20 protein-coding genes and 2 pseudogenes are annotated in these 23,646 nt (G+C 70.1%); 10 read left to right on the top strand and 12 right to left on the bottom strand.

The annotated features are described in order from the left end of the window. Positions 1-15: 15 nt before the first annotated feature. Positions 16-2,037 carry a beta-galactosidase gene (locus AB0N07_RS12830; RefSeq protein ID WP_365834265.1) on the bottom strand — a complete coding sequence of 674 codons (2,022 nt, stop codon included), beginning with the start codon at positions 2,035-2,037 and terminating at the stop codon, positions 16-18. Between the two features lie 229 nt (positions 2,038-2,266). On the opposite strand from AB0N07_RS12830, the gene AB0N07_RS12825 reads away from it, so the two are divergent. The 6 genes and pseudogenes from AB0N07_RS12825 (at position 2,267) to AB0N07_RS12800 (ending at position 7,408) form a co-directional block, all read left to right on the top strand. Next, complete coding sequence (locus AB0N07_RS12825; RefSeq protein WP_365834264.1) at positions 2,267-3,595, top strand: extracellular solute-binding protein; 1,329 nt, start codon at positions 2,267-2,269, stop codon at positions 3,593-3,595. After that, entirely contained in the window at positions 3,592-4,515 is a 924-nt protein-coding gene (locus AB0N07_RS12820) for a sugar ABC transporter permease (RefSeq protein ID WP_365834263.1), read from the top strand. The genes AB0N07_RS12825 and AB0N07_RS12820 overlap by 4 nt, the downstream gene beginning before the upstream one ends. Beyond that, positions 4,512-5,416 (top strand): annotated as a pseudogene (locus AB0N07_RS12815) (carbohydrate ABC transporter permease). Before AB0N07_RS12820 ends, AB0N07_RS12815 begins: the two are co-directional and overlap by 4 nt. Continuing rightward, positions 5,413-6,444, top strand: a complete 1,032-nt coding sequence (locus AB0N07_RS12810) for a LacI family DNA-binding transcriptional regulator (protein ID WP_365834262.1) — start codon at positions 5,413-5,415, stop codon at positions 6,442-6,444. Before AB0N07_RS12815 ends, AB0N07_RS12810 begins: the two are co-directional and overlap by 4 nt. 126 nt (positions 6,445-6,570) lie before the next feature. After that, positions 6,571-6,921 carry a VOC family protein gene (locus AB0N07_RS12805; RefSeq protein ID WP_365834261.1) on the top strand — a complete coding sequence of 117 codons (351 nt, stop codon included), beginning with the start codon at positions 6,571-6,573 and terminating at the stop codon, positions 6,919-6,921. Between the two features lie 73 nt (positions 6,922-6,994). Next, on the top strand, positions 6,995-7,408 hold the full coding sequence (locus AB0N07_RS12800; RefSeq protein ID WP_365834260.1) for a MarR family transcriptional regulator: 414 nt from the start codon (positions 6,995-6,997) through the stop codon (positions 7,406-7,408). 22 nt (positions 7,409-7,430) lie between these two features. Here the strand turns inward: AB0N07_RS12800 and AB0N07_RS12795 are convergent, their stop codons facing one another. After that, the gene (locus AB0N07_RS12795) at positions 7,431-8,411 is read right to left on the bottom strand and encodes a L,D-transpeptidase (RefSeq protein WP_365834259.1); all 981 of its coding nucleotides are present in this window, start codon (positions 8,409-8,411) and stop codon (positions 7,431-7,433) included. Positions 8,412-8,520: 109 nt separating this feature from the next. Continuing rightward, the gene (locus AB0N07_RS12790; RefSeq protein WP_365834258.1) at positions 8,521-9,120 is read right to left on the bottom strand and encodes a TetR/AcrR family transcriptional regulator; all 600 of its coding nucleotides are present in this window, start codon (positions 9,118-9,120) and stop codon (positions 8,521-8,523) included. Positions 9,121-9,220: 100 nt separating this feature from the next. Between AB0N07_RS12790 and AB0N07_RS12785 the strand changes: the two genes are divergently transcribed. Then, entirely contained in the window at positions 9,221-10,135 is a 915-nt protein-coding gene (locus AB0N07_RS12785; protein WP_365834257.1) for an oxidoreductase, read from the top strand. Here AB0N07_RS12785 and AB0N07_RS12780 read toward each other — a convergent pair. The 9 genes and pseudogenes from AB0N07_RS12780 to gndA all read right to left on the bottom strand — a co-directional run bounded on the left by AB0N07_RS12780 (position 10,132) and on the right by gndA (position 19,198). Beyond that, positions 10,132-11,211 (bottom strand): hypothetical protein, encoded by a 1,080-nt coding sequence (locus AB0N07_RS12780; RefSeq protein ID WP_365834256.1) that lies wholly within the window; start codon positions 11,209-11,211, stop codon positions 10,132-10,134. The genes AB0N07_RS12785 and AB0N07_RS12780 overlap by 4 nt on opposite strands. A gap of 36 nt (positions 11,212-11,247) precedes the next feature. Continuing rightward, positions 11,248-12,372, bottom strand: coding sequence for a hypothetical protein (locus AB0N07_RS12775; RefSeq protein ID WP_365834255.1), 1,125 nt, complete (start codon positions 12,370-12,372; stop codon positions 11,248-11,250). A gap of 274 nt (positions 12,373-12,646) precedes the next feature. Then, positions 12,647-12,739: pseudogene (locus AB0N07_RS12770) on the bottom strand (VOC family protein); the annotation flags it as partial. Positions 12,740-12,956: 217 nt separating this feature from the next. Beyond that, the gene (locus tag AB0N07_RS12765) at positions 12,957-13,358 is read right to left on the bottom strand and encodes an SseB family protein (RefSeq protein ID WP_365834254.1); all 402 of its coding nucleotides are present in this window, start codon (positions 13,356-13,358) and stop codon (positions 12,957-12,959) included. 133 nt (positions 13,359-13,491) lie between these two features. Beyond that, a complete protein-coding gene (locus tag AB0N07_RS12760) occupies positions 13,492-14,733 on the bottom strand; it encodes an acyl-CoA dehydrogenase family protein (protein ID WP_365834253.1) in 1,242 nt (413 codons plus the stop codon). A gap of 108 nt (positions 14,734-14,841) precedes the next feature. Continuing rightward, positions 14,842-15,564, bottom strand: coding sequence for a peptidase E (locus tag AB0N07_RS12755; protein WP_365834252.1), 723 nt, complete (start codon positions 15,562-15,564; stop codon positions 14,842-14,844). After that, entirely contained in the window at positions 15,561-16,118 is a 558-nt protein-coding gene (locus AB0N07_RS12750; RefSeq protein ID WP_365834251.1) for an isochorismatase family protein, read from the bottom strand. The genes AB0N07_RS12755 and AB0N07_RS12750 overlap by 4 nt, the downstream gene beginning before the upstream one ends. Then, the gene (locus tag AB0N07_RS12745; protein WP_365834250.1) at positions 16,115-17,620 is read right to left on the bottom strand and encodes a cytosine permease; all 1,506 of its coding nucleotides are present in this window, start codon (positions 17,618-17,620) and stop codon (positions 16,115-16,117) included. Before AB0N07_RS12745 ends, AB0N07_RS12750 begins: the two co-directional genes overlap by 4 nt. A 138-nt stretch (positions 17,621-17,758) precedes the next feature. Beyond that, on the bottom strand, positions 17,759-19,198 hold the full coding sequence (gndA, locus tag AB0N07_RS12740; RefSeq protein ID WP_365834249.1) for an NADP-dependent phosphogluconate dehydrogenase: 1,440 nt from the start codon (positions 19,196-19,198) through the stop codon (positions 17,759-17,761). Between the two features lie 195 nt (positions 19,199-19,393). On the opposite strand from gndA, the gene AB0N07_RS12735 reads away from it, so the two are divergent. From AB0N07_RS12735 to AB0N07_RS12725, 3 genes are all read left to right on the top strand, one after another. Continuing rightward, the gene (locus AB0N07_RS12735; protein WP_365834248.1) at positions 19,394-20,839 is read left to right on the top strand and encodes a glyceraldehyde-3-phosphate dehydrogenase; all 1,446 of its coding nucleotides are present in this window, start codon (positions 19,394-19,396) and stop codon (positions 20,837-20,839) included. Between the two features lie 102 nt (positions 20,840-20,941). Beyond that, positions 20,942-22,393: a cytosine permease gene (locus AB0N07_RS12730; protein WP_365834247.1), complete on the top strand. Its 1,452-nt coding sequence runs from the start codon at positions 20,942-20,944 to the stop codon at positions 22,391-22,393. A 148-nt stretch (positions 22,394-22,541) separates the two neighbouring features. Next, positions 22,542-23,249: a response regulator transcription factor gene (locus AB0N07_RS12725; protein ID WP_365834246.1), complete on the top strand. Its 708-nt coding sequence runs from the start codon at positions 22,542-22,544 to the stop codon at positions 23,247-23,249. Positions 23,250-23,646: the final 397 nt, after the last annotated feature.

Genomic DNA, 23,646 nt, shown 5'->3' with positions numbered 1-23,646 from the left:
CGGAGGGGAGTCGGTTCAGCCGTCGAGTCGGACGACCCGGACGGCTCCCGCGGGGACTTCGAGACGGCCCGCGGCGCGTTCGCCGGTCAGCAGCTCGGTGCCGTGCGACTCCAGCGGCACCTTGGCGTCCGAGGCGGTGTGGTTGATCGCGAAGAGATAGCTGCCCGACTCGCCGGTGCGCAGCACCACCTCGACGTCCCGGGGCAGGTCGGCGCGCGGGGCGATGCGGGCGTCCTCGATCGCCCAGCCGAGCAGGGCGTCCAGGCCCTGCGCGCAGAGGCGGGTGGAGACGTACCAGGCGGTGCCCTCCCCGAGGCGGTGGCGGGTGACGGCGGGGTGGCCCGCGGTCAGGCCGTCGGCGTAGGTCCACACGGTCTCGGCGCCCCGCGGGACGACGAACTCCGTCCACACGTCGCCGCTGAGCTCGGAGCCGTCCGGGCCGCTGAGGCGCACCGCCTGGCCCTGCAGCAGCGGTGAGAACTCCTCGACCGTCAGGCCGAGCACGTCCCTGAGCGCGCCCGGGTAGGCGCCCTCGTGCACGGTGTCGTGCTCGTCGACGATGCCCGAGAAGTACGACACGACGAGGGTGCCGCCGCCTTCGACGTACTCCTTGAGGTTGTTGCCGGCCGCCTCCGTCGTCAGATACAGGGCGGGCACGACGACAAGGGGATAGGCCGACAAGTCGGCTTCCGGGTGGGCGAAGTCGACTGTGAGGTGACGGTCGTAGAGGGTCTCGTAGAAGGCGTCGGCGCGTTCACGGGCATCGTGGTCCTCGCTGGGACGCCACTCGAGGTTCTGCGCCCACCAGGAGTGCCAGTCCCACAGGACGGCGGCATCGGCGCGGGTGCGGGTGGAGCGGACCTGGCTCAACAAGTCGAGGGCGGCGCCCAGTTCGACGACCTCGCGCCACACTCGGGTCTCCGTGCCGCCGTGCGGGAGCATCGCCGAGTGGAACTTCTCGGCGCCGCGCCTTGACTGGCGCCACTGGAAGAACATCGCGCCGTCGGAGCCGCGGGCGACGTGGGCGAGGGAGTTGCGGGCCATCTGGCCGGGGGCCTTGGCGGGGTTGCGGGGCTGCCAGTTGACACCCGAGGTGGAGTGTTCGAGCAGCAGCCAGGGGGCGCCGCCGGCGACGGAGCGGGTGAGGTCGGCGGCCATCGCGAGATTGACGTGGGTGCGGCGGCCGTCGGTGATCAGGTAGTGGTCGTTGGTGACGAGGTCGACCTCGCGGCCCCAGGCCCAGTAGTCGACGGAGTCGCACTGGCTGAGGGCGGTCATGAAGTTCGTCGTGACCGGGATGCCGGGCGCCAGACGGTGCAGGATGTCCCGCTCCATGCGGAAGTTCTCGCGCATGGTGGCGTCGGCGAAGCGTTTGTAGTCGAGCGCCTGGGCCGGGTTGACGGCCGTCGGGGTGGCGCGCGGCGGGTTGATCTGCTCGAAGTGCGTGTAACGCTGGCCCCAGAAGGCCGTGCCCCAGGCCTCGTTGACGGCTTCGACACTCTCGTACGTGGTCTCGAGCCAGCGGCGGAAGTGGGCGGCGCAGGAATCGCAGTAGCAGGCCGAGACGGGGACGCCGTACTCGTTGTGCACGTGCCACATCGCCAGGGCCGGGTGGTTGCCGTAGCGCTCGGCGAGCCGGGTGGCGATGCCGGCGGCGGCCACCCGGTAGTCGGCGTTGCTGTGGCAGATGGCGGCTCGGGAGCCGAACTCGTGGCGCACGCCCTCGGGGGTCACGGGGAGGGCCTCGGGGTGGGCCCGGTAGAACCAGACCGGCGGGCAGACGGTGGGTGTGCCCAGGTCGGCGCGGATGCCGTTCTCGTGCAGCAGGTCGAGCAGGCGGTCGAGCCAACCGAAGTCGTACACGCCGGGTGAGGGCTCCAGCAGCGCCCAGGAGAAGATCCCGACACTCACCATGGTGACGCCGGCCTCCCGCATCAGCCGCACGTCCTCGTGCCAGACGCTTTCCGGCCACTGCTCGGGGTTGTAGTCCCCGCCGAAGGCGAGCCTGGTGAGGCCCTTGGGGCTGGTCTCCGGCATGGATCTCTCCCGTTTCATCGATCATTTGGGAACGTTCACACACAGCAGCGGCGGTGCGAGCCCAACATAACCGCACAGCAACAACCATTGACAAGTGTCCGGGATGTTTCTCTACTGTGAACGCTCACAGAGAGCGTCTCAGGTCCTCGCGACGGGCGGGGACCGGGCTTCTGTGATTCGCACGGCAGGTTTCCGCACCAGGCGGGGACCCAGGTCAGGGGAGAGATCCATGCCCAACACGAAGCGCAGCCGGCTCAGTCGAGTGACAGCATCCACCATCGCCGTCGCCCTCGGCGCCACCGCGCTCGCCGCCTGTGGCTCGTCCGGTTCGGACAGCAGGACCGAGTCGGGCCCGGTCTCGCTGACGTACTGGACCTGGACGCCCGGCATGGACAAGGTCGTGGACCTGTGGAACAAGGGTCCGGGCAAGAAGGACCAGATCACGGTCACGGTGAAGAAGCAGGCGTCCGGCGACTCGCTGGTCACCAAGATCCTCACGGCGCACAAGGCGAAGAAGGCGCCCGACGTGGTGCAGGCCGAGTACCAGGCGCTGCCGACGCTGGTCAGCAACGACGCACTGGCCGACATATCGAAGGACGTCGGCGACACCAGGAGCAAGTTCGCCGACGGCGTGTGGCAGCAGACCACACTGGGCACGGACGCGGTCTACGCGATCCCGCAGGACATCGGACCGATGATGTTCTACTACCGCGCCGACCTGTTCAAGAAGTACGGCCTGTCGGTCCCCACCACCTGGGAGCAGTTCGCCCAGACCGCCCGCGCGCTGAAGAAGAAGGCCCCGGACAAGGACCTCACCACCTTCTCCGCCAACGACTCCGGTCTCTTCGCGGGCCTCGCCCAGCAGGCCGGCGCCAAGTGGTGGACGACCTCCGGAAGCAAGTGGAAGGTCGGCATCGGCGACGCGGCCACCAAGAAGGTCGCCGACTTCTGGGGCGGCCTGGTCAAGGAGGGCGCCATCGACAACCAGCCCATGTACACCCCGGCCTGGAACAAGGCGCTCGACACCGGCAAGCAGATCGCCTGGGTCTCCGCCGTGTGGGCGCCGGGCACCTTCACCACCGCCGCGCCCGACACCAAGGGCAAGTGGGCCATGGCCCCGCTCCCCCAGTGGTCCGCGGGCGAGAACGCCACCGGCAGCTGGGGCGGTTCCTCCACCGCCGTCACCACGGACTCCGCCCACCAGGCGGCCGCCGCCAAGTTCGCCGCCTGGCTGAACACCGACGGTGGCGCGCTGCAGGCGCTGGCCAAGGACAGCGGAATCTACCCGGCCGCCACGAACGCGCAGACCAGCGGCGCCTTCGCGCAGCCGCCGGCCTACTTCTCCAACCAGTCGGACTTCTACACCAAGGCTGCCCCGATCGCGAAGACGACGGCGCCCTCCGCCTGGGGCCCGAACGTGAACGTCGCCTACACGACCTTCAACGACGCCTTCGGTGCCGCCGCGAAGAACAAGTCGGACTTCACCGCCGCCCTGGCCAAGATGCAGGAGGCCACGGTCGCCGACCTCAAGAAGCAGGGCTTCGAGGTCTCCGAGTGACCACCGCAGGCCGCAGGTCGTACGGGGTCAAGGGGGCCCCGTACGCGTTCCTCCTCCCCGCCACGCTCCTCTTCGCCTTGTTCTTCGCGCTGCCCATCGGCTATGCGGTCTACCTCAGCTTCCGCAAGGTGCACGTCTTCGGGCTCGGCCTGGGCGCGGGCGCCCGCAAGGAGGTCTGGGCCGGCCTGGAGAACTACACCGACGCCCTCACCGACAACGAACTGCTGGACGGGGCGCTGCGCGTCCTCGGCTACGGCTGCATCGTGGTGCCGGTGATGCTCGGCCTCGCCCTGCTGTTCGCGCTGATGCTCGACTCGGACAAGGTGCGGTTCGCGCCGTTCACCCGCCTCGCGATCTTCCTGCCGTACGCCATCCCCGGCGTGGTGGCCGCGCTGATGTGGGGCTTCCTGTACCTGCCCGACGTCAGCCCGTTCTACTACCTGCTCGAGAAGCTGCACATGCCGCAGCCGAATCTGCTCGACGGCGGCCCGCTGTATCTCGCCATGGCGAACATCGCGGTGTGGGGCGGCACCGGCTTCAACATGATCGTCATCTACACCTCGCTGCGGTCCATCCCGGCCGAGGTGTACGAGGCGGCGAAGCTGGACGGCGCCACACCGGTGCAGATCGCCCTGAGGATCAAGATTCCGATGGTGGCGCCCTCGCTGGTACTGACCTTCTTCTTCTCGATCATCGCGACGCTGCAGGTCTTCAACGAGCCGACCACCCTCAAGCCGCTGACCAACTCCCTGCCGCTGACGTGGAGTCCGCTGATGAACGTGTACCAGGACGCGTTCCGCAAGGGTGACATCTACCAGGCCGCCGCCGAGGCCGTGATCATCGCCCTCGCGACGCTCGTCCTGTCCTTCGGCTTCCTGCGGGCCGCGAACCGTCGTCAGAAGCAGGAGGCAGCACGATGAGTTCCCTTGCCGTACAGAAGGCCCCGTCGGCGGCCGGCACCACGGGTACCGCCCGGAGCCGCCCGCCGCTGCGCCGCCGTATCGCGCTGGTCCCGACGATCACGCTGGTGCTCGGCGCGGTCTACACGCTGCTGCCGGTGGCGTGGGTGATCATCGCGTCCACCAAGTCGGGCCGTGAGCTGTTCTCCACGTTCACGTTCCTGCCGGGCAGCGGCTTCACCGAGAACATCAGGAGCTCAACGCCTACCGCGACGGCGTGTACTGGAAGTGGATGGGCAACTCCGCCCTGTACGCCGGTCTCGGCGCCCTGCTGTCCACCGTGGTGTCGTCCTTCAGCGGATACGCGCTCGCCACGTACCGCTTCCGCGGTCGCGAGACGATGTTCAACATCCTGCTCGCGGGTGTGCTGATGCCGCCGATCATCCTCGCCATCCCGCAGTACCTGCTGCTGGCGAAGGCCGACCTCACGGACTCCTACCTGTCCGTCATGCTGCCGCAGATCCTCTCCCCGTACGGCGTCTACCTCGCCCGCATCTACGCGGCCGCGGCCGTCCCGGGTGACGTGGTGGAGGCCGGGCGGATGGACGGGGCGAGCGAGTGGCGGATCTTCACCCGGGTCGCGCTGCCGATGATGGTGCCCGGCCTGGTGACGGTGTTCCTGTTCCAGTTCGTGGCGATCTGGAACAATTTCCTACTGCCGTACATCATGCTCAGCGACGACGAGAAGTTCCCGATCACGCTCGGCCTGTACACGCTGCTGGAGCAGGGTTCCAACCAACCCGCGCTGTACACCCTGGTGATCACGGGTGCGTTCCTCGCGGTGCTCCCGCTGATCGCGCTGTTCCTGGTCATCCAGCGCTTCTGGAGCCTCGATCTGCTCTCCGGGGCCGTAAAGTCATGACCATGAGCAACACGGGGGGCCGACGCAGACCGCCGACGATCCACGACGTGGCCCGCGAGGCGGGTGTCTCACGGGGCACCGTCTCGCGGGTGCTCAACGGCGGGCACTACGTCAGCCCGTCCGCCCAGGAGGCGGTCAACGCCGCGATCCGCAAGACGGGTTACGTCGTGAACAGGCATGCCCGTTCGCTGATCACCGGGCGTTCGGACTCGGTCGGCTTCCTGCTGACGGAGCCTCAGGAGCGGTTCTTCGAGGACCCGAACTTCAATGTCCTGCTGAGCGCCTGCACCCAGGCGCTGGCCGCGCACGACATCCCGCTGCTGCTGATGCTGGCCGGCACCGAGGACGAACGGCGGCGCATCACGCGGTACATCACCGCCGGGCACGTCGACGGAGTGCTGCTGGTCTCCAGCCACTCCGGGGACCCGGTCGCGGAGCAGCTGCGCGAGGCGGGGGTGCCCCTCGTCCAGTGCGGCAAGCCCATGGGGCTCGGCTCCAAGGTGAGTTACGTGGCCGCGGACGACCGGGACGGCGCCCGTGACATGGTGCGCCACCTGCTGTCGCGGGGGCGCCGCCGGATCGGCATGGTGAGCGGCCCGCTGGACACCCCGGGCGGCGTCGACCGCCTCGCCGGCTACAAGGAGGTGCTCACGGAGGCGGGCGTCGAGGTCGACGAGCGGCTCATCGTCTCCGGCGACTACAGCCGGGCCAGCGGCGAGGCGGGCTGCGAACGGCTGCTGGCGCAGGCCCCGGACATGGACGCCGTGTTCGTGGCCTCCGACCTGATGGCGCAGGGCGCGCTGACGGCGCTGCGCCGGGCGGGCCGCCGGGTGCCCGAGGACGTGTCCGTGGGCGGCTTCGACGACTCCGTCGCGGCGACGGAGGCCACCCCCGCCCTCACCACGATCCGCCAGCCCTACGACCGCATCAGCTCCGAGATGGTACGGGTGCTGCTGGCACAGATCGGCGGCGAGGACCCGGCGGCGGTGATTCTTCCGACGGAGCTGGTGAAGCGGGACTCGACGTAAGGACTCCGTGGCGGGCGCGCCCGCCCGGTCAACCGATCAGGATCGAAGAAGCCGATGCCCCCTCCCCCGCCCTAGCGTGAAAGCACCGACGAAATCCGTCGGCCCACCACTGCGGAGGAGCACACCATGACCGCCGGCCTCAAGACGATCATCTACCCCGTCAAGGACATCGCCCGGGCGAAGGCCCTCTTCAGCGCCCTGCTGCAGGCTGAGCCGTATGCGGATGCGCCGTACTACGTCGGCTTCAAGGACGCCGGACAGGACGTCGGCCTCGACCCCAACGGACACGCGAAGGGCCTCACCGGACCGGTGCCGTACTGGCACGTCGACGACATCCGGGGCCGGCTCGCCGCCCTGGTGGACGCGGGTGCGGAGGTGGTGCAGGACGTTCAGGACGTCGGCAACGGCAGGCTGATCGCCTCGCTGAAGGACGCCGACGGCAATCTGGTCGGGCTGCTCCAGGACCCGCCCGCCTGACCACCGCCAGGCTGCATGCACCCGCATTCATTGCACAGTCAACTAATGGCTGTTCCGGTGTTACCGTGCAGGTATGGCAGTGAAGACGGCCGAGTCCCGGCTCGAGGAGAGATGGCGCGACATCCTCTCCGTGCATGCCCGCACGATGTGCGAGATCGACCGGGTCCTGCACCCGCACGGCCTGGGCGCGAGCGATTTCGAGGTGCTCGACATCCTCGCGTCCGAGGCCTCCGGCGAGGGCGACCAGTGCCGCGTGCAGAACCTCGCGGGACGGGTCCATCTCAGCCAGAGCGCGCTGTCCCGGCTCATCGGCCGGCTCGAGAAGGACGGCCTGGTGGAGCGTTCCGTCTGCGCGGAGGACCGGCGCGGGGTGTATGTCGCCCTGACGGGCAAGGGCCGCGACCTGCACACCGAGGTGCTGCCGCTGCAGCGCGAGGTGCTGGCCCGGCTGCTGGGCGGCCGGGCCGCGGCCCACGGTTCTTCGTAATGCTCGTGTCGGGCTCTCGGCGTTACAGCTGTGCAGCCGTCTGCTCCCCGGCCGCGCTGCCGGCGAGCCACTGGGACCAGCTCAGGTTGAAGGCGGCGTAGCCGTTGTCGGCCGGGGCGTTGCCACGGGGCGAGCCGGTGACGGTGACCGGGTCGCCCTGCTTGACCTGGCCGTAGAACCACTTGGCGTCCGACATGGACAGATGGACGCAGCCGTGCGAGCCGCGTGCGCTGCCGCTGCCCGGGTTGGGGTCGCCGGTCGAGTAGTGCACGTAGGTGCCGGACTGGGTCAGGTGGATGTCCCAGGGCAACGTCAGGTCGTAGAAGTTGGGGCTGCTCTTGTCACAGCTGATGCCGACGCTGCAGGAGGTCATGTGGACCTTCTCCTGCTTGTCGATGACGGCCATCGTGCCGTCCCACGTCGGGTACTGGGCGCTGCCCGCATTGATCGACAGGGTGCGCACCAGCTTGCCGTTCCGGGTCACCTTCATGGTGTGGCCGGTCACCGAGACATCCGCGCGCACGTCGTCACCGATGGTGAAGGTGTGCGTGTAGCCGTGCACGCCGTAGCGCCCGTTGCCGTTGCTGATGCCCGTCAGGTCGGCGTCGATCTTCACCTTCGTACCGGAGGGCCAGTACATCTTCGGCCGCCAGTCGGCGCGCCGGTCGCCCATCCAGTGCCAGGCGCCGACAACCGGCTGCGAGGCGCTCACCTTCAGGTGCTTCTCGACGGTGGCCCGCGCCTTGGCCGCCACCGGGTTGGTGAAGATCACCGAGATCGGCATGGCCACACCGACCGTGGTTCCCGTCTGCGGAGTGATCGTGTCCAGCAGCATCGGCGGACCCGCGGGCTTCGTCGGTGACGGCGAGGCGCTCGTGTTCGCCTTGCCCGCTTTTCCGTCGTCCGCGCTCGCCTTGCTGCTGCCGGCTCCACCGCAGGCACTCGAACCCGCCAGTACCGCGACCGTGACGAGTGCGATTCCTATGCCCTTGCGCCGTCCCACGACCTGCCCCGCTCTCTCGCTCCTCGGCCCCGAGGGGCCTGCTTCCCTGTCAGACAGTTACGACACGGGCGGCAGTTGCATCAGGCGGGCAGATCTTTAGTGATCCATGTCACGCCGGTGCGGACCCTCGCAGCATGAACGCGATCACGTCGTCCAGCCCGTGCTCGTCCGCCTCGGGGGGCAGCATGCCGGTCACCGCGAGGTCGGCGTAGCCGTGCAGGGCCGCGAACACCGGAAGGCCGACCCGCTCCATGGGGCCCTCCCGCACCTCGCCCTGCGCCTGCCCCTCGCCGATCAGCCGGACGACCAGGTCCGACCAGCGCTGCTCGGCCGCGCGCAGCGCATCGGAGGCCCCCGGATCGTGCTTGATCGAGTACATCAGGTCGAGCAGCTCGGCGCTGTCCCGGGCGAAACCCACATACGCCCGGACCATCGCGCCGAGCCGCTCGGCGAACGCCTCCCCGACGCCCTCCTGCGAGGCCCCGAGGACGGCGGTCAGCCGCTCGAATCCGGTCAGTGCGAGCGCGTCCAGCAGTGCCTGCTTGTCCTTGAAGTGGCGGCTCGGCGCGGCATGGCTGACGCCGAGGTCGCGGGCGAGTTCGCGCAGGGACAGCGCGGTCGGCCCCTTCTCGCGGAGCGTGTCCTCGGCACGGGTCAGCAGGGCGGCGCGGAGGTCTCCGTGGTGGTAGCGGCGGTTGCGGGTGTGCATGGGCGTCAGTGTATCGGTCATGTTTGTGGCGCCTACATTGTTGTCGCCGTCACCATTGTTGTCATTGACAGCATTGTTGGCAGCGCCTACATTGGCGGACATGACTACTGAACCCAGCAAGTGGAACGTCACCGACATCCCCGACCAGACCGGCCGCACCGCCGTCGTGACCGGCGCCAACAGCGGGCTCGGCATCGCCACCGTCGAGGCACTGGCCGGTGCCGGGGCACATGTGGTGCTCGCCGTACGGGACGTCAAGCGGGGCGAGGCCGCCGCCGCGGATGTGCGAGGGAGCATGGAGGTGCGCCGGCTCGACCTCGCCGATCTCGCCTCGGTGCGCGAGTTCGCCGCCGGCTGGCAGGGCGGACTGGATCTGCTCATCAACAACGCCGGTGTCATGAACATCCCGGAGTCCACCACCAAGGACGGCTTCGAGATGCAGTTCGGCACCAATCACCTGGGACACTTCGCCCTGACGAACCTGCTGCTGCCGCACATCACCGACCGGGTGGTGACCGTGTCGTCCGGTGCGCACAAGATGCCGGGCAGCCCGCGCATCCGCTTCGACAACCTCAACCTCACCGGCGAGTACGCACCCATCACGGCGTACAGCCAGTCCAAGCTGGCCAACCTGCTCTTCACCCTCGAACTGCAGCGCCGCCTCGCCGAGTCGGGCTCGTCCGTACGCGCCCTGGCCGCCCACCCCGGCTATGCCGCAACGAACCTCCAGAGCCATGACGGCAGTGCACTGCGCCGCGCCGTGATGCGGGTCGGCAACCGTTTCATGGCCCAGGACAGCAGGGCGGGCGCGCTGCCCACGCTGTACGCCGCCATGCAGGACCTGCCCGGTGCGAGCTATGTCGGCCCGGACGGCCTCGGCGAGATGCGCGGCGCCCCGACCCTGGTCGGCCGCTCACCGGCGGCCAGCGACCCGGCGACCGCCCGCCGTCTGTGGACGGTCTCCGAGGAGCTCACCGGGGTGGCCTTCCCGCAGCCGGCCTCGGTCCCGGCCTAGCCCGCCATCAGGTCGTTCTCGACGGCGGGTGCCACCCGGTCGAACCAGAGCTGCGTCTGCGCCGGTTCGAGTACGCGGTCCAGCTCCAGCGTGGGCGTCATGTGCTCGAAGACCCGGCCGACTCCCATGCCGAAGGTGCCGTTGGGCGGGTGCAGGACGAGCACGCGGGTGCCGTCGAGCGGTTCGATGTCGGCGGGGATGCCCTCGGGGTGGACATAGCCGCCGTGCCCGTCGAAGAGGCGGAAGCGGCGTATCGCGGGATCGCTCGTTCCGAGGTTCGGGTCGCCGTCGGTGGCCGCCTCGACCCATGAGCGTGCGGGGCGCTCCCCCGCGACCAACCCCTGCTCGGGATCGCCGATCAACCGGTCGGCGAGGAGGGTGTGCATCTGGAAGTTGTCCCCGATGCCGCCCATGGTCAGGGCGTACCCCCTGCGGATACGAGGGTCGAGGACGAGCAGCGGCTCGTCGTCGAGGACCGCGGCCAACTGCCCGACCCAGGCGGCGCGTTGTGAACGGTCGGCGACCGCGGCGGCGTGCTCGCGCAGTCCGGCCTTGACCGGAGCGGCGACGGCCGTCCGGAAGGGGCCGCGGGCGAGGAGTGTGATCAGTGCCTTGAGCCAGTCCTCCATGTCGAACCAGGACATGGCCATGCGGGTCAGGAACCCTTCGTCGGCGCCCTGCCGGGCCAGCTTGCCGAGGGTCTTCACCAGCCGGCCGGTGCTCGCGCTCACCGGCTCCGGCAGCGGTCTCCACCGGGTCGCCCTGCCCCAGAACTCCGGCAGCGCCGCATTGAGCATCATGGCTTCCGAGGCGCGTTCCGGCAGTACGCCGACCAGGGCCGTGGGCGAGCCGCCCCACTCCACGCACGCCCCCGCCAGCACGGCCGTCATGGCGTAGTCGCCGTGCAGGCCGCGCAGCCACGGGGCAAGCGCCTCGATCACCGCGGTCGCGCTCTCGGGGCCGCCCGCGCGGGCGGCCTCGCCGAGTCGGCGCAAGGCCGCGCGGTATCCGGGGCCGGAGCGGGACCTCATCTGGGCGACGAGGTCGTCGACGAGCCGGGTGATCTCTGAGGGCACGGCCGCACGCTAGCAAGCACCCCGGGCGGGCCGTGATCAGGCACCGCTTCCCGCGGACGGGCCCCGCTGCCCCGGCGGGTCCTCGCCGGGCCTGCGATCCGCCGGTCTGCGGGGCGGGATCGGCGTCGACGCGAAGGCGCGCGGCCCCGTCCACAGGGCGGGTACCGCGTCGTAGCGGCGGCACATCTCGTAGGCGATCGCCTCGTAGTTGACCCGCCAGCCGTGGAAGTGCGGCCAGGCGTCGGCGACGCTGCGTTCGGCGTGGAAGCCCGCCGCCTCCAACATGGCGACGGCGGCCTCGAAATCGGCGTAGGTGAGACGCAGGGCGGCGTCCGGAGGGGGATCGGGGTCGAAGGGGAAGCGCTGGACGCGGGCGATGTCACGCAGCGCGGTGAAGCCGGCCCGCAGCACCAGGCGGGCCTCCGGCGGGGCGGTGCGCGGGGTGAGCGCCAGCTGTATGGCGGCCGCGTCCATCACCGCGACCAGGCCCACCAGCCAGTGCCGGTAGGGCCGGGGCGAGCGGAACGCCATCAGGACTGGGTACGTGGAGTGGCTCTCACCGATGTCGGAGGCCAGCCGCTCCCAGGCCCGGTACAGCTCAGGAAGCGCGGTTTCGGTGTCGACGAGCCACTGCCTGGCCAGGATCTCCGGGCCCCAGGCGGGCTCGCCGGCCCGGGACTGCAGCAGGGTCACCTCCAGCTCGCGCCGGTTGTAGGCGGCGTAGAGGGTGGGCAGGTAGGCGATCTGCAGGGCGATCAGCACCGGCCCTGTGGCCGCCGCCACGAAGTCGAGCGCGGACAGTCGCAGCCGGTCGCCGCTGGCGAAGCCGAGGGTGAGCAGGCTGGAGCCCGCCTCGCGGAAGGAACTGCCCCAGGACAGCCCGGACAGGGCGTGCAGCAGCAGCCCGAATCCGGCCAGGGCTCCGCCGAGCCAGATCGCGAGCATGCCGATCAGGATCAGCGGGGCGAGCCAGGTCTGTGCGCGGTCGACGGCGCCGTAGCCGCCGCGTATCGCCGCCAGCCGCAGCAGGCGGCGCAGCACCCACCACAGCCGGTACACCAGCATCGAGTAGAGCCCTCGCGGCACCACCAGGGTCCGCACCACGCTGCCGGCCATGACCACCAGCAGCAGGCCGCCGGCCACGCCGGAGATCCACCTCATGCGGCCATTGTGGACCGCTGAGGCGTGCGGTGATCAGTCACGGCCGTGGAGGCGGAGGACCGGATGGTCGGCGGGCCGAACAGAGCGGTCAGCACCGCTGAGACGTGGGTACGCTGCAGTGCTTCTCACGGTGGGCCGCCCTCAGGGGCGGACGCCAGGCCTCCGGCACCTCCCGGGCCCTCGGTGCGGCCGCGGAGCCTTGCCGTCCTCGGCTACGGCGGCTGCCCACCGCGCATGGAGAGCCGGGGCACGTGAACGGACGGTTCGCCAGACCCTATTCGGCGCCGAAATCGGGAAGCGTGAGCGAGCCGTCCTCGGCCAGCGGGAATCCGGGGTTGTGGGCGATCTCCCAGGCGTGGCCGTCCGGATGCCCGGAGAAACTGTGCTGCTCAAGGAGAGCAGGCTCCCGATGGAATGCCGCAATCCGCCGTGTTCTGGGTGCGGTGGCCGCGCGTCCGGGAGCGGCGCGGCGTCCGCGGCGGTCGTATCGTCCGGCACGGCGACCGCGGGCGCCCGGGCATGGGCGGGGTCGGCGCCGTTCATCTCCCGGGCCCGGGGCCTTCCCCTGTTTCACTCGGCGGCTGTCAGGGCCGGACCAGCAGGGTCCGTACGCCCTCGGAGGTGAGCGTCAGCGGGTGCTCGGATCCGGCGTCGATGGTGAGCGACAGATCGTCGGCGGGCCACTGCGAGGCCAGCGCACCGAGCGGCACCAGACGGTAGCGGGAGACGAACGGCAGCAGCCCGGCCATCTCCCCCTCCGAGGTGAACACGGGCACCACCGGGTCGCCGCCCGGCTGCTCCAGGACCGGCAGCGCCACCGCGCTCGGATCGACAGCATCCTCCTGGCTTGCGTCGTCGGGCACGGGAACAAGCACCTCGCTGCCGGCGAGCGTGTCCAGCGCCGCCGTGTCCTCGGTGTTCACGGCCAGCGCGTCCAGCGCCTGCCGGGCCGGTGTGGTGGTGTGGTGGTTGGAAGGTATCTCCATGGCAGATCCCCTGGTAGCGGCGGTCGTACGGCCCGCCCGGGACAAGATCGGCCCCCGGCACGGTCCTGCTCGCGTACCCGATCCCAACCAGCCCATTCATCAGTTCCCCGGGAATTCACCACGGGTGGTCGCCTCAGGGAATCAGCGGTATGTCCTGCGAGGGCAGCCCGAGGCGGTCGCAGCCGACCCGGCGGGTCAGCGGCTCCGCCATGCCGGCACCCACATGCGTCCAGTACGTGGCCGCGTCCCGGAAGTAGCGCTGCATCCGCTCGCCGTCGCGGGCGTGCCGGGAGCCGGCCGTGCGGAAGAGGATGCCCTGCAGCACGTCCCAGGCCGCGCGCCCGGCGTTCAGGAACATCAGCGCGAGCCGGTTGTCCTCGACGACGGTGAAGGGTGCCTCGCCGGTGACGTTGCGCCGGCACGTCTCCATCCAGTCCTGCGCCGTCTGCCGCAGCGCCGCCTCGGCCATGTCGATGATGCCGAGGGCCTCGCCGAGATGGCGCTGGTAGTCGTGCAGGTCGGCACGGGTGCGGTCGGGTTCCAGGGCGAGGGGGCGGGCGGCGACGACCCGGGCGTACTCGTCGGCGGCCGCGTACGCGGTGCCGATCATGATGGCGGCCAGCTCGCCGTGGAAGAAGCTCGGCGCCCGCCCGGCGTACATCGGGTTGCCGTGCAGTTCCGAGCCGACGCTGCCGCCCTCGACCGGCAGGTCGAGCAGGAAGGCCTCGCGGGTGAGGTACGCCGGGATGCGGGCCTGCTCCATGTGGACGCTGTTGGAGCCGCTGCCGCGCAGGCCGAGCACACCGTGCCAGTCGTCGAGCACCGTCCACACCGAGCGCGGCACGACGAACAGCACGGGCGGTCCCGGCGCCTCCCCCGGTGCGGCCGGGGCGCGCAGGGTCTGGCCGACGTAGTGCGTGGAGTAGGGGGCTCCGGAGGAGTACGGCCAGGTGCCGTCCAGGACGACATGGCCGTCGCCGTCGGGCTCGGCGACCCCGACGGGTACGACGGTGGACGCGGCCCGGAAGTCGCCGTCGGCGCCGAAGATCTCGTCCTGCGCCTGCTCGTCGAAGAGGGTGGCGACCTGGAGCACATGGGCGGCGGTGAGACAGAGTGCCCAGCCGGTGGACGGACAGCCGCGGGCGATCTCGGTGACCACGCGGTAGAAGACCGGCAGGCCGAACTCGTAGCCGCCGTAACGCCGCGGCTGGAGCATCCGGTAGAAGCCGGCCCGGAGGAAGTCGTCGTGGGTGTCCTTGGGGTAGTGCGTCAACCGCTCGGTCTCCGGCTGACGTTCGAGCAGGACGGGCTTGAGCGCAATGGCGCGCTCGATGATGTCGTGTTCGGTGAGGTCGGGTTCGGGAGCGGCGAGCACGGTGCCTCCTGACGGGTGCGGCCGTCGGTCACGTCACGCGATAGAGGTGATTGAACACGGCAAGTGCCCTGCGGGTACCGACCGGATAAGGCCAAGGTCGCCCGGGACTCAGGTGAGCAGGCGGCACGGCAGCGCCCGCTCCTCGGCGCCGCCCCGCCCGTCCGGCTCCACCCGGTACGCCTGGGCGCCCGGCAGACGCGTCACCATCTCGGTCAACTGCCCGTCCAGGAACAGTGCGCCCACCCCGTCGTCCAGCGCCCATCCGGCGGGCAGCGAGCCGTCGGCGACCGCTGCCCGGTACGAGGGACGGCGGCCCGGCTCGCTGTCGTAGTGCGGGCAGACCGAGCCGGGCAGCAGGCCGAGGCCGTCGGGGAGGAAGGTGAGGGGGCCGAAGGAGTCGGTGTGCGAGCCCTCGGCCCAGCAGTTGGCGCCCGCGCTGATGCCGCACAGCAGGGTGCCCTGGTCGTAGGCCTCGCGCAGTAGCCGGTCCACGCCGTGGGTGCGCCACACTGCCAGCATGTTCGCGGTGTTGCCGCCGCCCACGTACACGACGTCCTGCGCCAGCACGAACGCCCGCAGCGTTTCGTCGTCCAACTCCCGCCGGAACAAAGGCAGCACGGACGGTTCACCGGTGTGGCGTGACCGGAACACGTCGTAGAACCGCTCGATGTACGCGGCGGCATCCCCGCTGGCGGTGGGCACGAAGCAGACACGGGGTCGGGTGGTGCGCGCGTGGCCCAGCAGCCAGTCGTCCAGCAGGCCGTCGTCGTCGAGGCTGAAGCCGCCGCCGAGGAGGGCCAGACGGCGCTGCTTGAGGGGGGATTCGCTCACTCCGCCTCCCCGAGGAGTTCGGCGACGGTGGTCACGCGGATCAGCGGGCGGTACAGGTCCATGATCTGCAGCGCCTTGGTGTGCGAGTCGTCGTCCGCGCCCGCGCAGGCGTCGGCGGCGACCAGTACCTCGACACCGGCGTCCGCGGCGGCGAGCGCGGTGGACAGGACGCAGCAGTCGGTGCTGACGCCGGCCAGGACCAGGCGTTTCCCGGGGCCGGTGTGCCGGGCGAGTTCCGGTGTCCACTTGCCGAAGGTCGTGGAGTCGACGACATGCCGTGCCCGGTGGGCGAACTCGTCGGTCAGTTCCCAGAGTCGGGCGTCGGGCGGCTGGAGGGCGAAGGGCCACTGCTCGTAGTACGCCTGCCAGGCACCGTCCGGCTCGGCGGGCGCCAGGAAGCGGGTGAAGGCGACCCGGTCGCCGTAGGCCGGCAGCAGGCGTCGTACTCCTGCCGCGGCCTCGGTGAAGCGGGGGGTGGCCCAGGGGCTTTCGGGGTCGGCGAAGACGCGCTGCATGTCGATGACGGCGAGCAGTCCGGTGGTGGACGGGGTCATGCGATGGGCACCTCCTCCCCCGTGGCCTGGCTCGGCGCCTCGGCCTCCTGTGCGTGGACGCGGGCGCGGCCCAGGGCCAGGGTGCCGAGGAAGGCGAGTGCGAGGGCGGCGAGGACGCCGAGGTTGGCGTAGGCCCAGGCGCCGGACTTGCCGCCGAGGCCGAACGGTTCGAGGAGATAGCCCTGCCAACTGAGCCAGCTCGCCGCGGAGTTGGTGACCAGGCCCCAGCCGAGGGCGGTGGCGGCGAGGGTGAGGAGCAGCGGGGCGGGCGGTACGTCGCCGTAGCGGCCGGCGGGGCGGTAGAGGTCTGCCTCGTCGTAGTCGCGGCGGCGCAGGGCGAGGTCGGCGAGCATGATGCCGCACCAGGCGGCGATGGGGACGCCGAGGGTGGTCAGGAAGCCCATGAACTGGCCGAGGAAGTTGTCGGAGAAGAAGACGATGTAGACCGAGCCGGCGATCATCAGGACGCCGTCGACGAGGGCGGCCAGATGGCGGGGGATCCTGATGCCTGCCGAGAGCAGGGCGAGGCCCGAGGAGTAGATGTCGAGGACCGCGCCACCGACCAGACCGAGCACCGCGACCACGGCGAAGGGGACCAGGAACCAGGTCGGCAGGATGGTGGTGAGGGCGCCGATCGGGTCGGCGGCCACGGCCGTGTCGAGTTTCGTGGAGGATCCCGCCAGCAGCAGCCCGAAGACCAGCAGGAGCAGCGGGGCCACTGATGCGCCGAAGGTGGTCCAGCCGATGACGCCCCGGTTCGACGAACTGCGGGGCAGATAGCGGGAGTAGTCGGCGGCGGCGTTGACCCAGCCGAGGCCGAAGCCGGTCATCATGAACACCAGCGCGCCGATGAACTCCTGGGCGGAGCCCGCCGGGAGGGCGCTGACGGTGCTCCAGTGGATGTGGTCGGCGACCAGCACGATGTAGACGACGGTCAGGACGCCCGTCACCACGGTGATCACGGTCTGCAGCCGCATGATCAGGTCGAAGCCCATCACACCGCCGATGACGGTCAGGGCGCCGACCACGATCAGCGCGACGACCTGGGTCCCGGTGCCGCCGCCCCAGCCGAGCCGTCCGAAGACGGTGGCGGTGGCCATGGTGGCCAGGGCGCACAGCACGGTCTCCCAGCCGACGGTGAGCACCCAGGAGATCACCGAGGGCAGGCGGTTGCCGCGCACCCCGTACGCGGCGCGGCTGAGGACCATGGTGGGCGCCGACCCGCGTCTGCCGGCCACCGCGATGAACCCGCAGAGCAGGAAGGAGAAGACGATGCCGATGACGCCCGCGGTCAGCGCCTGCCAGAAGGAGATCCGGAAGCCGAGCGCGAAGGCGCCGTAACTCAGCCCCAGGATGGAGACGTTGGCGCCGAACCAGGGCCAGAACAGATTCCGCGGGGTGCCCTTGCGCTCGGCGTCGGCGATGACGTCGAGGCCGTGCGTCTCCACCTGGAGCGGCCGGCCCGCGGCTCTGTTGTCGGGAGTGTCCGGGGAGTCTGCCATCGTCGTCCTAGCTGTCCGGGCGGGTGTTGCCCGAAGCCTTGTCGGCGCAGGTCGGGGCGTCAAGGCGGCACAGGACGTACCGGTTCGCGCACCGGGACCCTCAGGGAGAGTTCAGGGGCCCGGTGCGGGCCTTTGTGGTCAGGCCGTCGTCTCGGAGCGTTCCGGTGCGGTCCAGTGGGTGTGGTAGGTGCCGGGGCAGTCGGTGCGGTGGTAGGTGTGGGCGCCGAAGTAGTCGCGTTGGCCCTGCAGGAGGGCGGCCGGCAGGCGGTCGGCGCGCAGGGTGTCGTAGTGGGCGAGGGCGGCGGAGAAGGCGGGGACGGGGATGCCGCGGCGGGCGGCGGAGGCGATGATCTCCCGCCAGGGGACCTGCGCGTCGGTGATCTCCATGGCGAACTCCATCTCGCCGAGCAGGCTGACCAGGTCGCGGTCGAAGGCGTAGGCGGCGCGGATGCGGTCGAGGAAGGAGGCGCGGATGATGCAGCCGCCGCGCCAGATCCGGGCGACGGTGCCGAGGTCGATCTTCCAGCCGTACTGGGCGGCCGCGTCCTGGATCATCTTCCAGCCCTGGTCGTAGGCGATGACCTTGGACGCGTACAGGGCGTGCTCGACCTGTGAGGTGAAGCGTTCGGCCTCGGTACGGCTGAGCGGGGGCCGGGTGCCGCCGGGCAGGCCCGAGTAGGCGGCGCGCAGGTCGCGCTGGCCGGAGGCGGCGCGGGCGAAGGTGGCCTGGGCGATGGCGGTGACCGGCGAGCCCAGGTCGAGCGCGGTCTGCACGGTCCAGCGGCCGGTGCCCTTCTGGCCCGCGGCGTCCGCGACGACGTCGACGAACGGGGCGCCGGTGACGGGGTCGGTGTGGGCCAGCACCTCGGCGGTGATCTCGATCAGGTAGGAGCCGAGCCGGCCCTTGTTCCAGTGGCTGAAGACCTCGGCGATCTCGGCGGGGGTGTAGCCGGCGACCTGGCGCAGCAGGTCGTAGGCCTCGGCGATGAGCTGCATGTCGGCGTACTCGATGCCGTTGTGGACCATCTTGACGAAGTGTCCGGCGCCGTCGCTGCCGATGTGCGCGGCGCACGGTTCGCCGCCGACCTTGGCGCTGATGGTCTCGAACATGGGGCCGAGGACGGTGTACGCCTCCGCCGAGCCGCCGACCATGATCGAGGGGCCTTCGAGGGCGCCCTCCTCGCCGCCGGAGACGCCGGTGCCGACGAAGTGGATGCCGCGCCCGCGCAGGGCGGCTTCCCGGCGACGGGTGTCGGCGAAGTGGGCGTTGCCGCCGTCGATGATCATGTCTCCGGGTTCGAGGAGCGGGGCGAACTCGTCGATGACCGCGTCGGTGGCCTCCCCCGCCTGCACCATGATCATCACTCGGCGGGGGCGCTGGAGGGCGGCCACGAAGTCCGCGGGCGTCTCCGCGGGGACGAACGTGCCCTCGTCGCCGTACACCTCCATGAGCGCGCGGGTGCGGCCCGCCGTGCGGTTGTGGACGGCGACGGTGTAGCCGTTGCGGGCGAAGTTCCGCGCCAGGTTGCGGCCCATCACGCCCAGGCCGGTCACGCCGATGGCTGCGGTTGCGTTCATGGTGTACGTCCCTCGGTCGGTCCGGTGGCGGTTGCGGGGCGGGCGAGCCCCATGCCCGTCAGGTACGGACGGGCGGCCGGATCGTCTCGATTCCGGGTCTGTGCGCGTGTGAGGAGCGGTGTGACGAACCCCGCTCAAACGATCGATCAAACAGGGATTAACATATGAGCGCCGCCTAGCTCGAAAGATGGATCTGTGACTGTCAACGACGACTCGTTCACCAACTGGAAGACCCGCGAGGAGATCGCGGAGTCGATGATCCCGATCATCGGGAAGCTGCACCGCGAGCGGGACGTGACGGTCCTGCTGCACAGCCGCTCCTTGGTGAACAAGTCGGTGGTCAGCATCCTCAAAACGCACCGGTTCGCCCGGCAGATCGCCGGCGAGGAGCTCTCGGTCACCGAGACCCTGCCGTTCCTGGAGGCGCTCACCGCGCTCGACCTCGGTCCCTCACAGATCGACATCGGCATGCTGGCGGCGACGTACAAGGCCGACGACCGCGGTCTGTCGGTGGAGGCGTTCACCGCGGAGGCCGTCGCGGGCGCGACCGGCGCCAACAAGATCGAGCGCGGCGAGGGCCGTGACGTCGTCCTGTACGGCTTCGGGCGCATCGGCCGCCTGGTGGCCCGCCTGCTGATCGAGAAGGCCGGGTCCGGCAACGGCCTCAGGCTGCGCGCGATCGTCGTGCGCGGCGGCGGCGAGCAGGACATCGTCAAGCGGGCCTCGCTGCTGCGCCGCGACTCCATCCACGGCCAGTTCCAGGGCACGATCACGGTGGACGAGGCGAGCAGCACGATCTTCGCCAACGGCAACGCGATCAAGGTGATCTACGCGAACGACCCGTCCGAGGTCGACTACACCGCGTACGGCATCAGCAACGCCATCCTGATCGACAACACCGGCAAGTGGCGCGACCGCGAGGGCCTCTCGCAGCACCTGCGCCCCGGCATCGACAAGGTCGTGCTGACCGCTCCGGGCAAGGGCGACGTCCCGAACATCGTGCACGGCGTCAACCACGACACGATCAAGCCGGACGAGCAGATCCTGTCCTGCGCCTCCTGCACCACCAACGCGATCGTGCCGCCGTTGAAGGCGATGGCGGACGAGTACGGCGTGCTGCGCGGCCATGTGGAGACCGTCCACTCGTTCACCAACGACCAGAACCTGCTGGACAACTACCACAAGGCCGACCGCCGCGGCCGTTCGGCGCCGCTCAACATGGTCATCACCGAGACCGGTGCCGCCTCCGCCGTCGCGAAGGCACTGCCGGACCTCAAGGCGCCCATCACCGGCAGCTCGATCCGCGTCCCGGTGCCGGACGTCTCGATCGCGATCCTCAGCCTGCGGCTCGGCCGCGAGACCGATCGCGAGGAAGTACTGGACTACCTGCGCAACGTGTCACTGACCTCGCCGCTGAGGCGCCAGATCGACTTCACGACCGCTCCCGACGCGGTCTCCAGCGACTTCATCGGCTCGCGCCACGCATCGATCATCGACGCGGGTGCCACCAAGGTGGACGGCGACAACGCCATCCTCTACCTCTGGTACGACAACGAGTTCGGCTACTCCTGCCAGGTCATCCGTGTCGTCCAGCACGTCTCCGGGGTGGAGTACCCGACGTTCCCCAGCCCGGCGGCCTGACCTCGGTGAACCGTCCGGTCAAGGGTCGGCAATGACCGCTTGACCGGACGCCTCCGGGGAATGAATCCGGCCACAGGAGCGGGTCATCACGCTGGAGGTGCCGTGACCACTTCGTCGGAACCGCGGGTGTCGGGCCTGGAGATCCGCTCCATCGACTACGTCCCACTGGACGAGCGCCACGGCAAGCTGTGGCATCTGGGCCCTCTGTGGTTCATGTCGAACGCGCAGATCGCCACCCTCGCGGTGGGCCTGATCAGCATCACCGAGGGCGGCAACCTCATCTGGTCGCTGGTCGCGATCGTGGCGGGCACCGTCCTCGGCACCTTCTTCATGGCCTTCCACTCGGCCCAGGGCCCGCAGTTGGGCCTCCCGCAGATGATCCAGTCGCGGCCCCAGTTCGGCTATGTGGGCGCCCTGCTGGTGTGGCTGTTCGCCTATGTGCAGTACGCGGGCTTCAACGTCTTCAACACGATCCTCGCCGGTGAGGCGATGCACACCACGGTGCACGGGGGCGTCAAGCTGTGGGTGGTCGTGGTCACCGCCGTCGCCCTGGTCATCGCGCTCGTCGGCTACGACGTCATCCACAAGGCCGAACAGTTCCTGACGTACTCCTTCCTGGTCGTCTTCGGGATCTTCACCGTGGGCGTCCTGGTCACGCTGCACTACCCGGCGGGCTCCTTCGACCTCGGCGCCTTCAAGGCCACACCGTTCCTCGCGCAGTTCGGCGTGGTCGCCGGCTACCAGATCAGCTGGGCCATCTACGTCTCCGACTACTCGCGCTACCTCCCGCCGGACGTGACCGTCCGCAAGACCTTCTACTGGACCTACTTCGGTTCGGCGCTCGGCGGCATCTGGCTGATGGTCCTCGGGGCGCTGCTCGCCGCCTGGGCGGGCAAGGACTTCGAGACGATCAAGTCGATCAACGCGGCCGGCGACAAGATCTTCAGCGGGTTCGGCGCGATCGTGCTGCTCTTCGCCGTCCTGGGCCTGGTCTCCGTCACCGCGCTGAACATGTACGGCGGCTCGCTGACCCTCATCAGCGCCATCGACTCGATCAAGCGGGTGCGCCCGACGCTCGGCGTACGGCTGGTGACCATCGGGCTGACCGCTGCGCTCTCGCTGGTCGGCGCGCTGGCCGCGACCTCCCATTTCCTTGAGAACTTCAACAACTTCCTGCTGCTGGTGCTCTATCTGTTCATCCCGTGGACCGCGGTCAACCTGATGGACTACTACGTGGTGCGCCGCGGCCACTATGCCATCGCCGAGATCTTCAACCCCCGCGGAATCTACGGCCGTTGGGGCTGGCACGGCATCATCGCCTACCTGGTGGGCTTCGCCGTCATGATCCCCTTCTTCTCCGTCGGCACCCTCTACACCGGCCCCGTCGCGCACGCACTCGACGGAGCCGACATCTCGCTGTTCATCGGACTGCCGGTCGCCGCGGCGCTCTACTGGCTGCTGACCCGCTCGATCGACGTGCAGGCCGAGCAGCGGCTGGCCGAGGCCGAGGCGGAGGCGCTGGAACAAGCGGCACACGAGCACCGCGAGCCCTGACCGCTCCCCCGGGAAGCGACGTCCGTCCAAGACGGTCGGGAGATGTGACCCAGACCATAAGGAGAACGATGCCGTTTCGCTAACGAAGGGGGCTATCCTGGCCCCAAAGTGAACGAAACCGTTTCGTTTAGAGGCGGGAAGGACAGACATGGTCTCCGTACTCATCGTCAACGACCAGTCCCTGCAACGCGTCGGCCTGCGCATGCTCCTGGCTGCCGAGCCCGACCTGACCGTGGTCGGCGAAGCGGCGAGCGCAGCCGAGGCGGTCGGCATGTGCTCCGCGCTCCGTCCGGACGTCGTCCTGATGGACAGCCACCTCGCCGGTACCGACGACATCGAAGCCATCCGGCGCATCGCACGCCCCGCGCACCTCCCGCGGTTCCTCCCGGGCTCCGAGGACGCCACGGCGGGCGGGCCTCCTCCCCGCGTCCTGGTTCTGACCTCGCCCCCGCACGAGAGGCACGCCTACGCCGCCCTGCGCGCCGGGGCCGCCGGATTCCTCCTCACGGACGCCGCCCCGGACGAACTGACCGCGGCCATCCGCGTGGTGGCCGCCGGAGACGCGGCGATCACCCCCGCCCTGACCCGTGCGCTCATCGACGCGGTCCGCGAGCAGCCGGCCTCCCGCTCCGCGGGGCGGGAGATCGGACTGGACACCCTCACCGAACGTGAACGCGACGTCCTGACCGCCGTCGCCTCCGGCTGGTCCAACACCGAGATCGCCGTACGCCTGTCCATCGCCCCGACGACCGTCAAATCCCACGTCAGCCACATCCTCGCCAAGATCGGCGCCCGCGCCCGCGTCCAGGCGGTGGCCTTCGCCTACGAGTCCGGGCTGATTCGGCCGGCGGCCTGAGGAGGCGTTCTACAGCGGCGGTCACCACGGGCCGTCAGCAGCGGAGCCGAGGACGGTTCGGCGCTGTCGACTGCGGAGAGGTGGTCGGAGAGAAATCCGTTACTAACCCGGCGCGTTGACGGTGAGCCGGGTCAACTCGCCCTGCTTCCGCAGACAGCACCGGTGCGCATCGCTCCACACCGGCTCCGGCCACGCCGGCCGGCTCCGCACCGGGCTTGCAGCGGTCCTCGCCGTACCGGTCGTTCCTCGTTGCGGCCGTCACGCGCGACATCGGCCGGTCGGTCGGGCCAACCCCGCCCGGGCATTGCAGAATTGGGTCTCCGGCGCAGGCATCGCCCCTGCTCCGCCCCCATGCGCCGGTCGTGCGTCTCGGAACTCCCGCGGAATTGTCCGTGAT

This window comes from Streptomyces sp. NPDC051172 (assembly GCF_040682555.1).
Taxonomy (GTDB): domain Bacteria; phylum Actinomycetota; class Actinomycetes; order Streptomycetales; family Streptomycetaceae; genus Streptomyces.
Note: the sequence above shows the minus strand (reverse complement) of the source record. Positions and strands in the feature narration are given on the sequence as shown.

Excerpts from the sequence above, each read along its gene's own strand:
- AB0N07_RS12830 (WP_365834265.1), bottom strand. The coding sequence starts at position 2,037 with ATGCCGGAGACCAGCCCCAAGGGCCTCACCAGGCTCGCCTTCGGCGGG.
- AB0N07_RS12825 (WP_365834264.1), top strand. The coding sequence starts at position 2,267 with ATGCCCAACACGAAGCGCAGCCGGCTCAGTCGAGTGACAGCATCCACC.
- AB0N07_RS12810 (WP_365834262.1), top strand. The coding sequence starts at position 5,413 with ATGACCATGAGCAACACGGGGGGCCGACGCAGACCGCCGACGATCCAC.
- AB0N07_RS12805 (WP_365834261.1), top strand. The coding sequence starts at position 6,571 with ATGACCGCCGGCCTCAAGACGATCATCTACCCCGTCAAGGACATCGCC.
- AB0N07_RS12800 (WP_365834260.1), top strand. The coding sequence starts at position 6,995 with ATGGCAGTGAAGACGGCCGAGTCCCGGCTCGAGGAGAGATGGCGCGAC.
- AB0N07_RS12790 (WP_365834258.1), bottom strand. The coding sequence starts at position 9,120 with ATGCACACCCGCAACCGCCGCTACCACCACGGAGACCTCCGCGCCGCC.
- AB0N07_RS12785 (WP_365834257.1), top strand. The coding sequence starts at position 9,221 with ATGACTACTGAACCCAGCAAGTGGAACGTCACCGACATCCCCGACCAG.
- AB0N07_RS12775 (WP_365834255.1), bottom strand. The coding sequence starts at position 12,372 with ATGAGGTGGATCTCCGGCGTGGCCGGCGGCCTGCTGCTGGTGGTCATG.
- AB0N07_RS12765 (WP_365834254.1), bottom strand. The coding sequence starts at position 13,358 with ATGGAGATACCTTCCAACCACCACACCACCACACCGGCCCGGCAGGCG.
- AB0N07_RS12750 (WP_365834251.1), bottom strand. The coding sequence starts at position 16,118 with ATGACCCCGTCCACCACCGGACTGCTCGCCGTCATCGACATGCAGCGC.
- AB0N07_RS12745 (WP_365834250.1), bottom strand. The coding sequence starts at position 17,620 with ATGGCAGACTCCCCGGACACTCCCGACAACAGAGCCGCGGGCCGGCCG.
- gndA (WP_365834249.1), bottom strand. The coding sequence starts at position 19,198 with ATGAACGCAACCGCAGCCATCGGCGTGACCGGCCTGGGCGTGATGGGC.
- AB0N07_RS12725 (WP_365834246.1), top strand. The coding sequence starts at position 22,542 with ATGGTCTCCGTACTCATCGTCAACGACCAGTCCCTGCAACGCGTCGGC.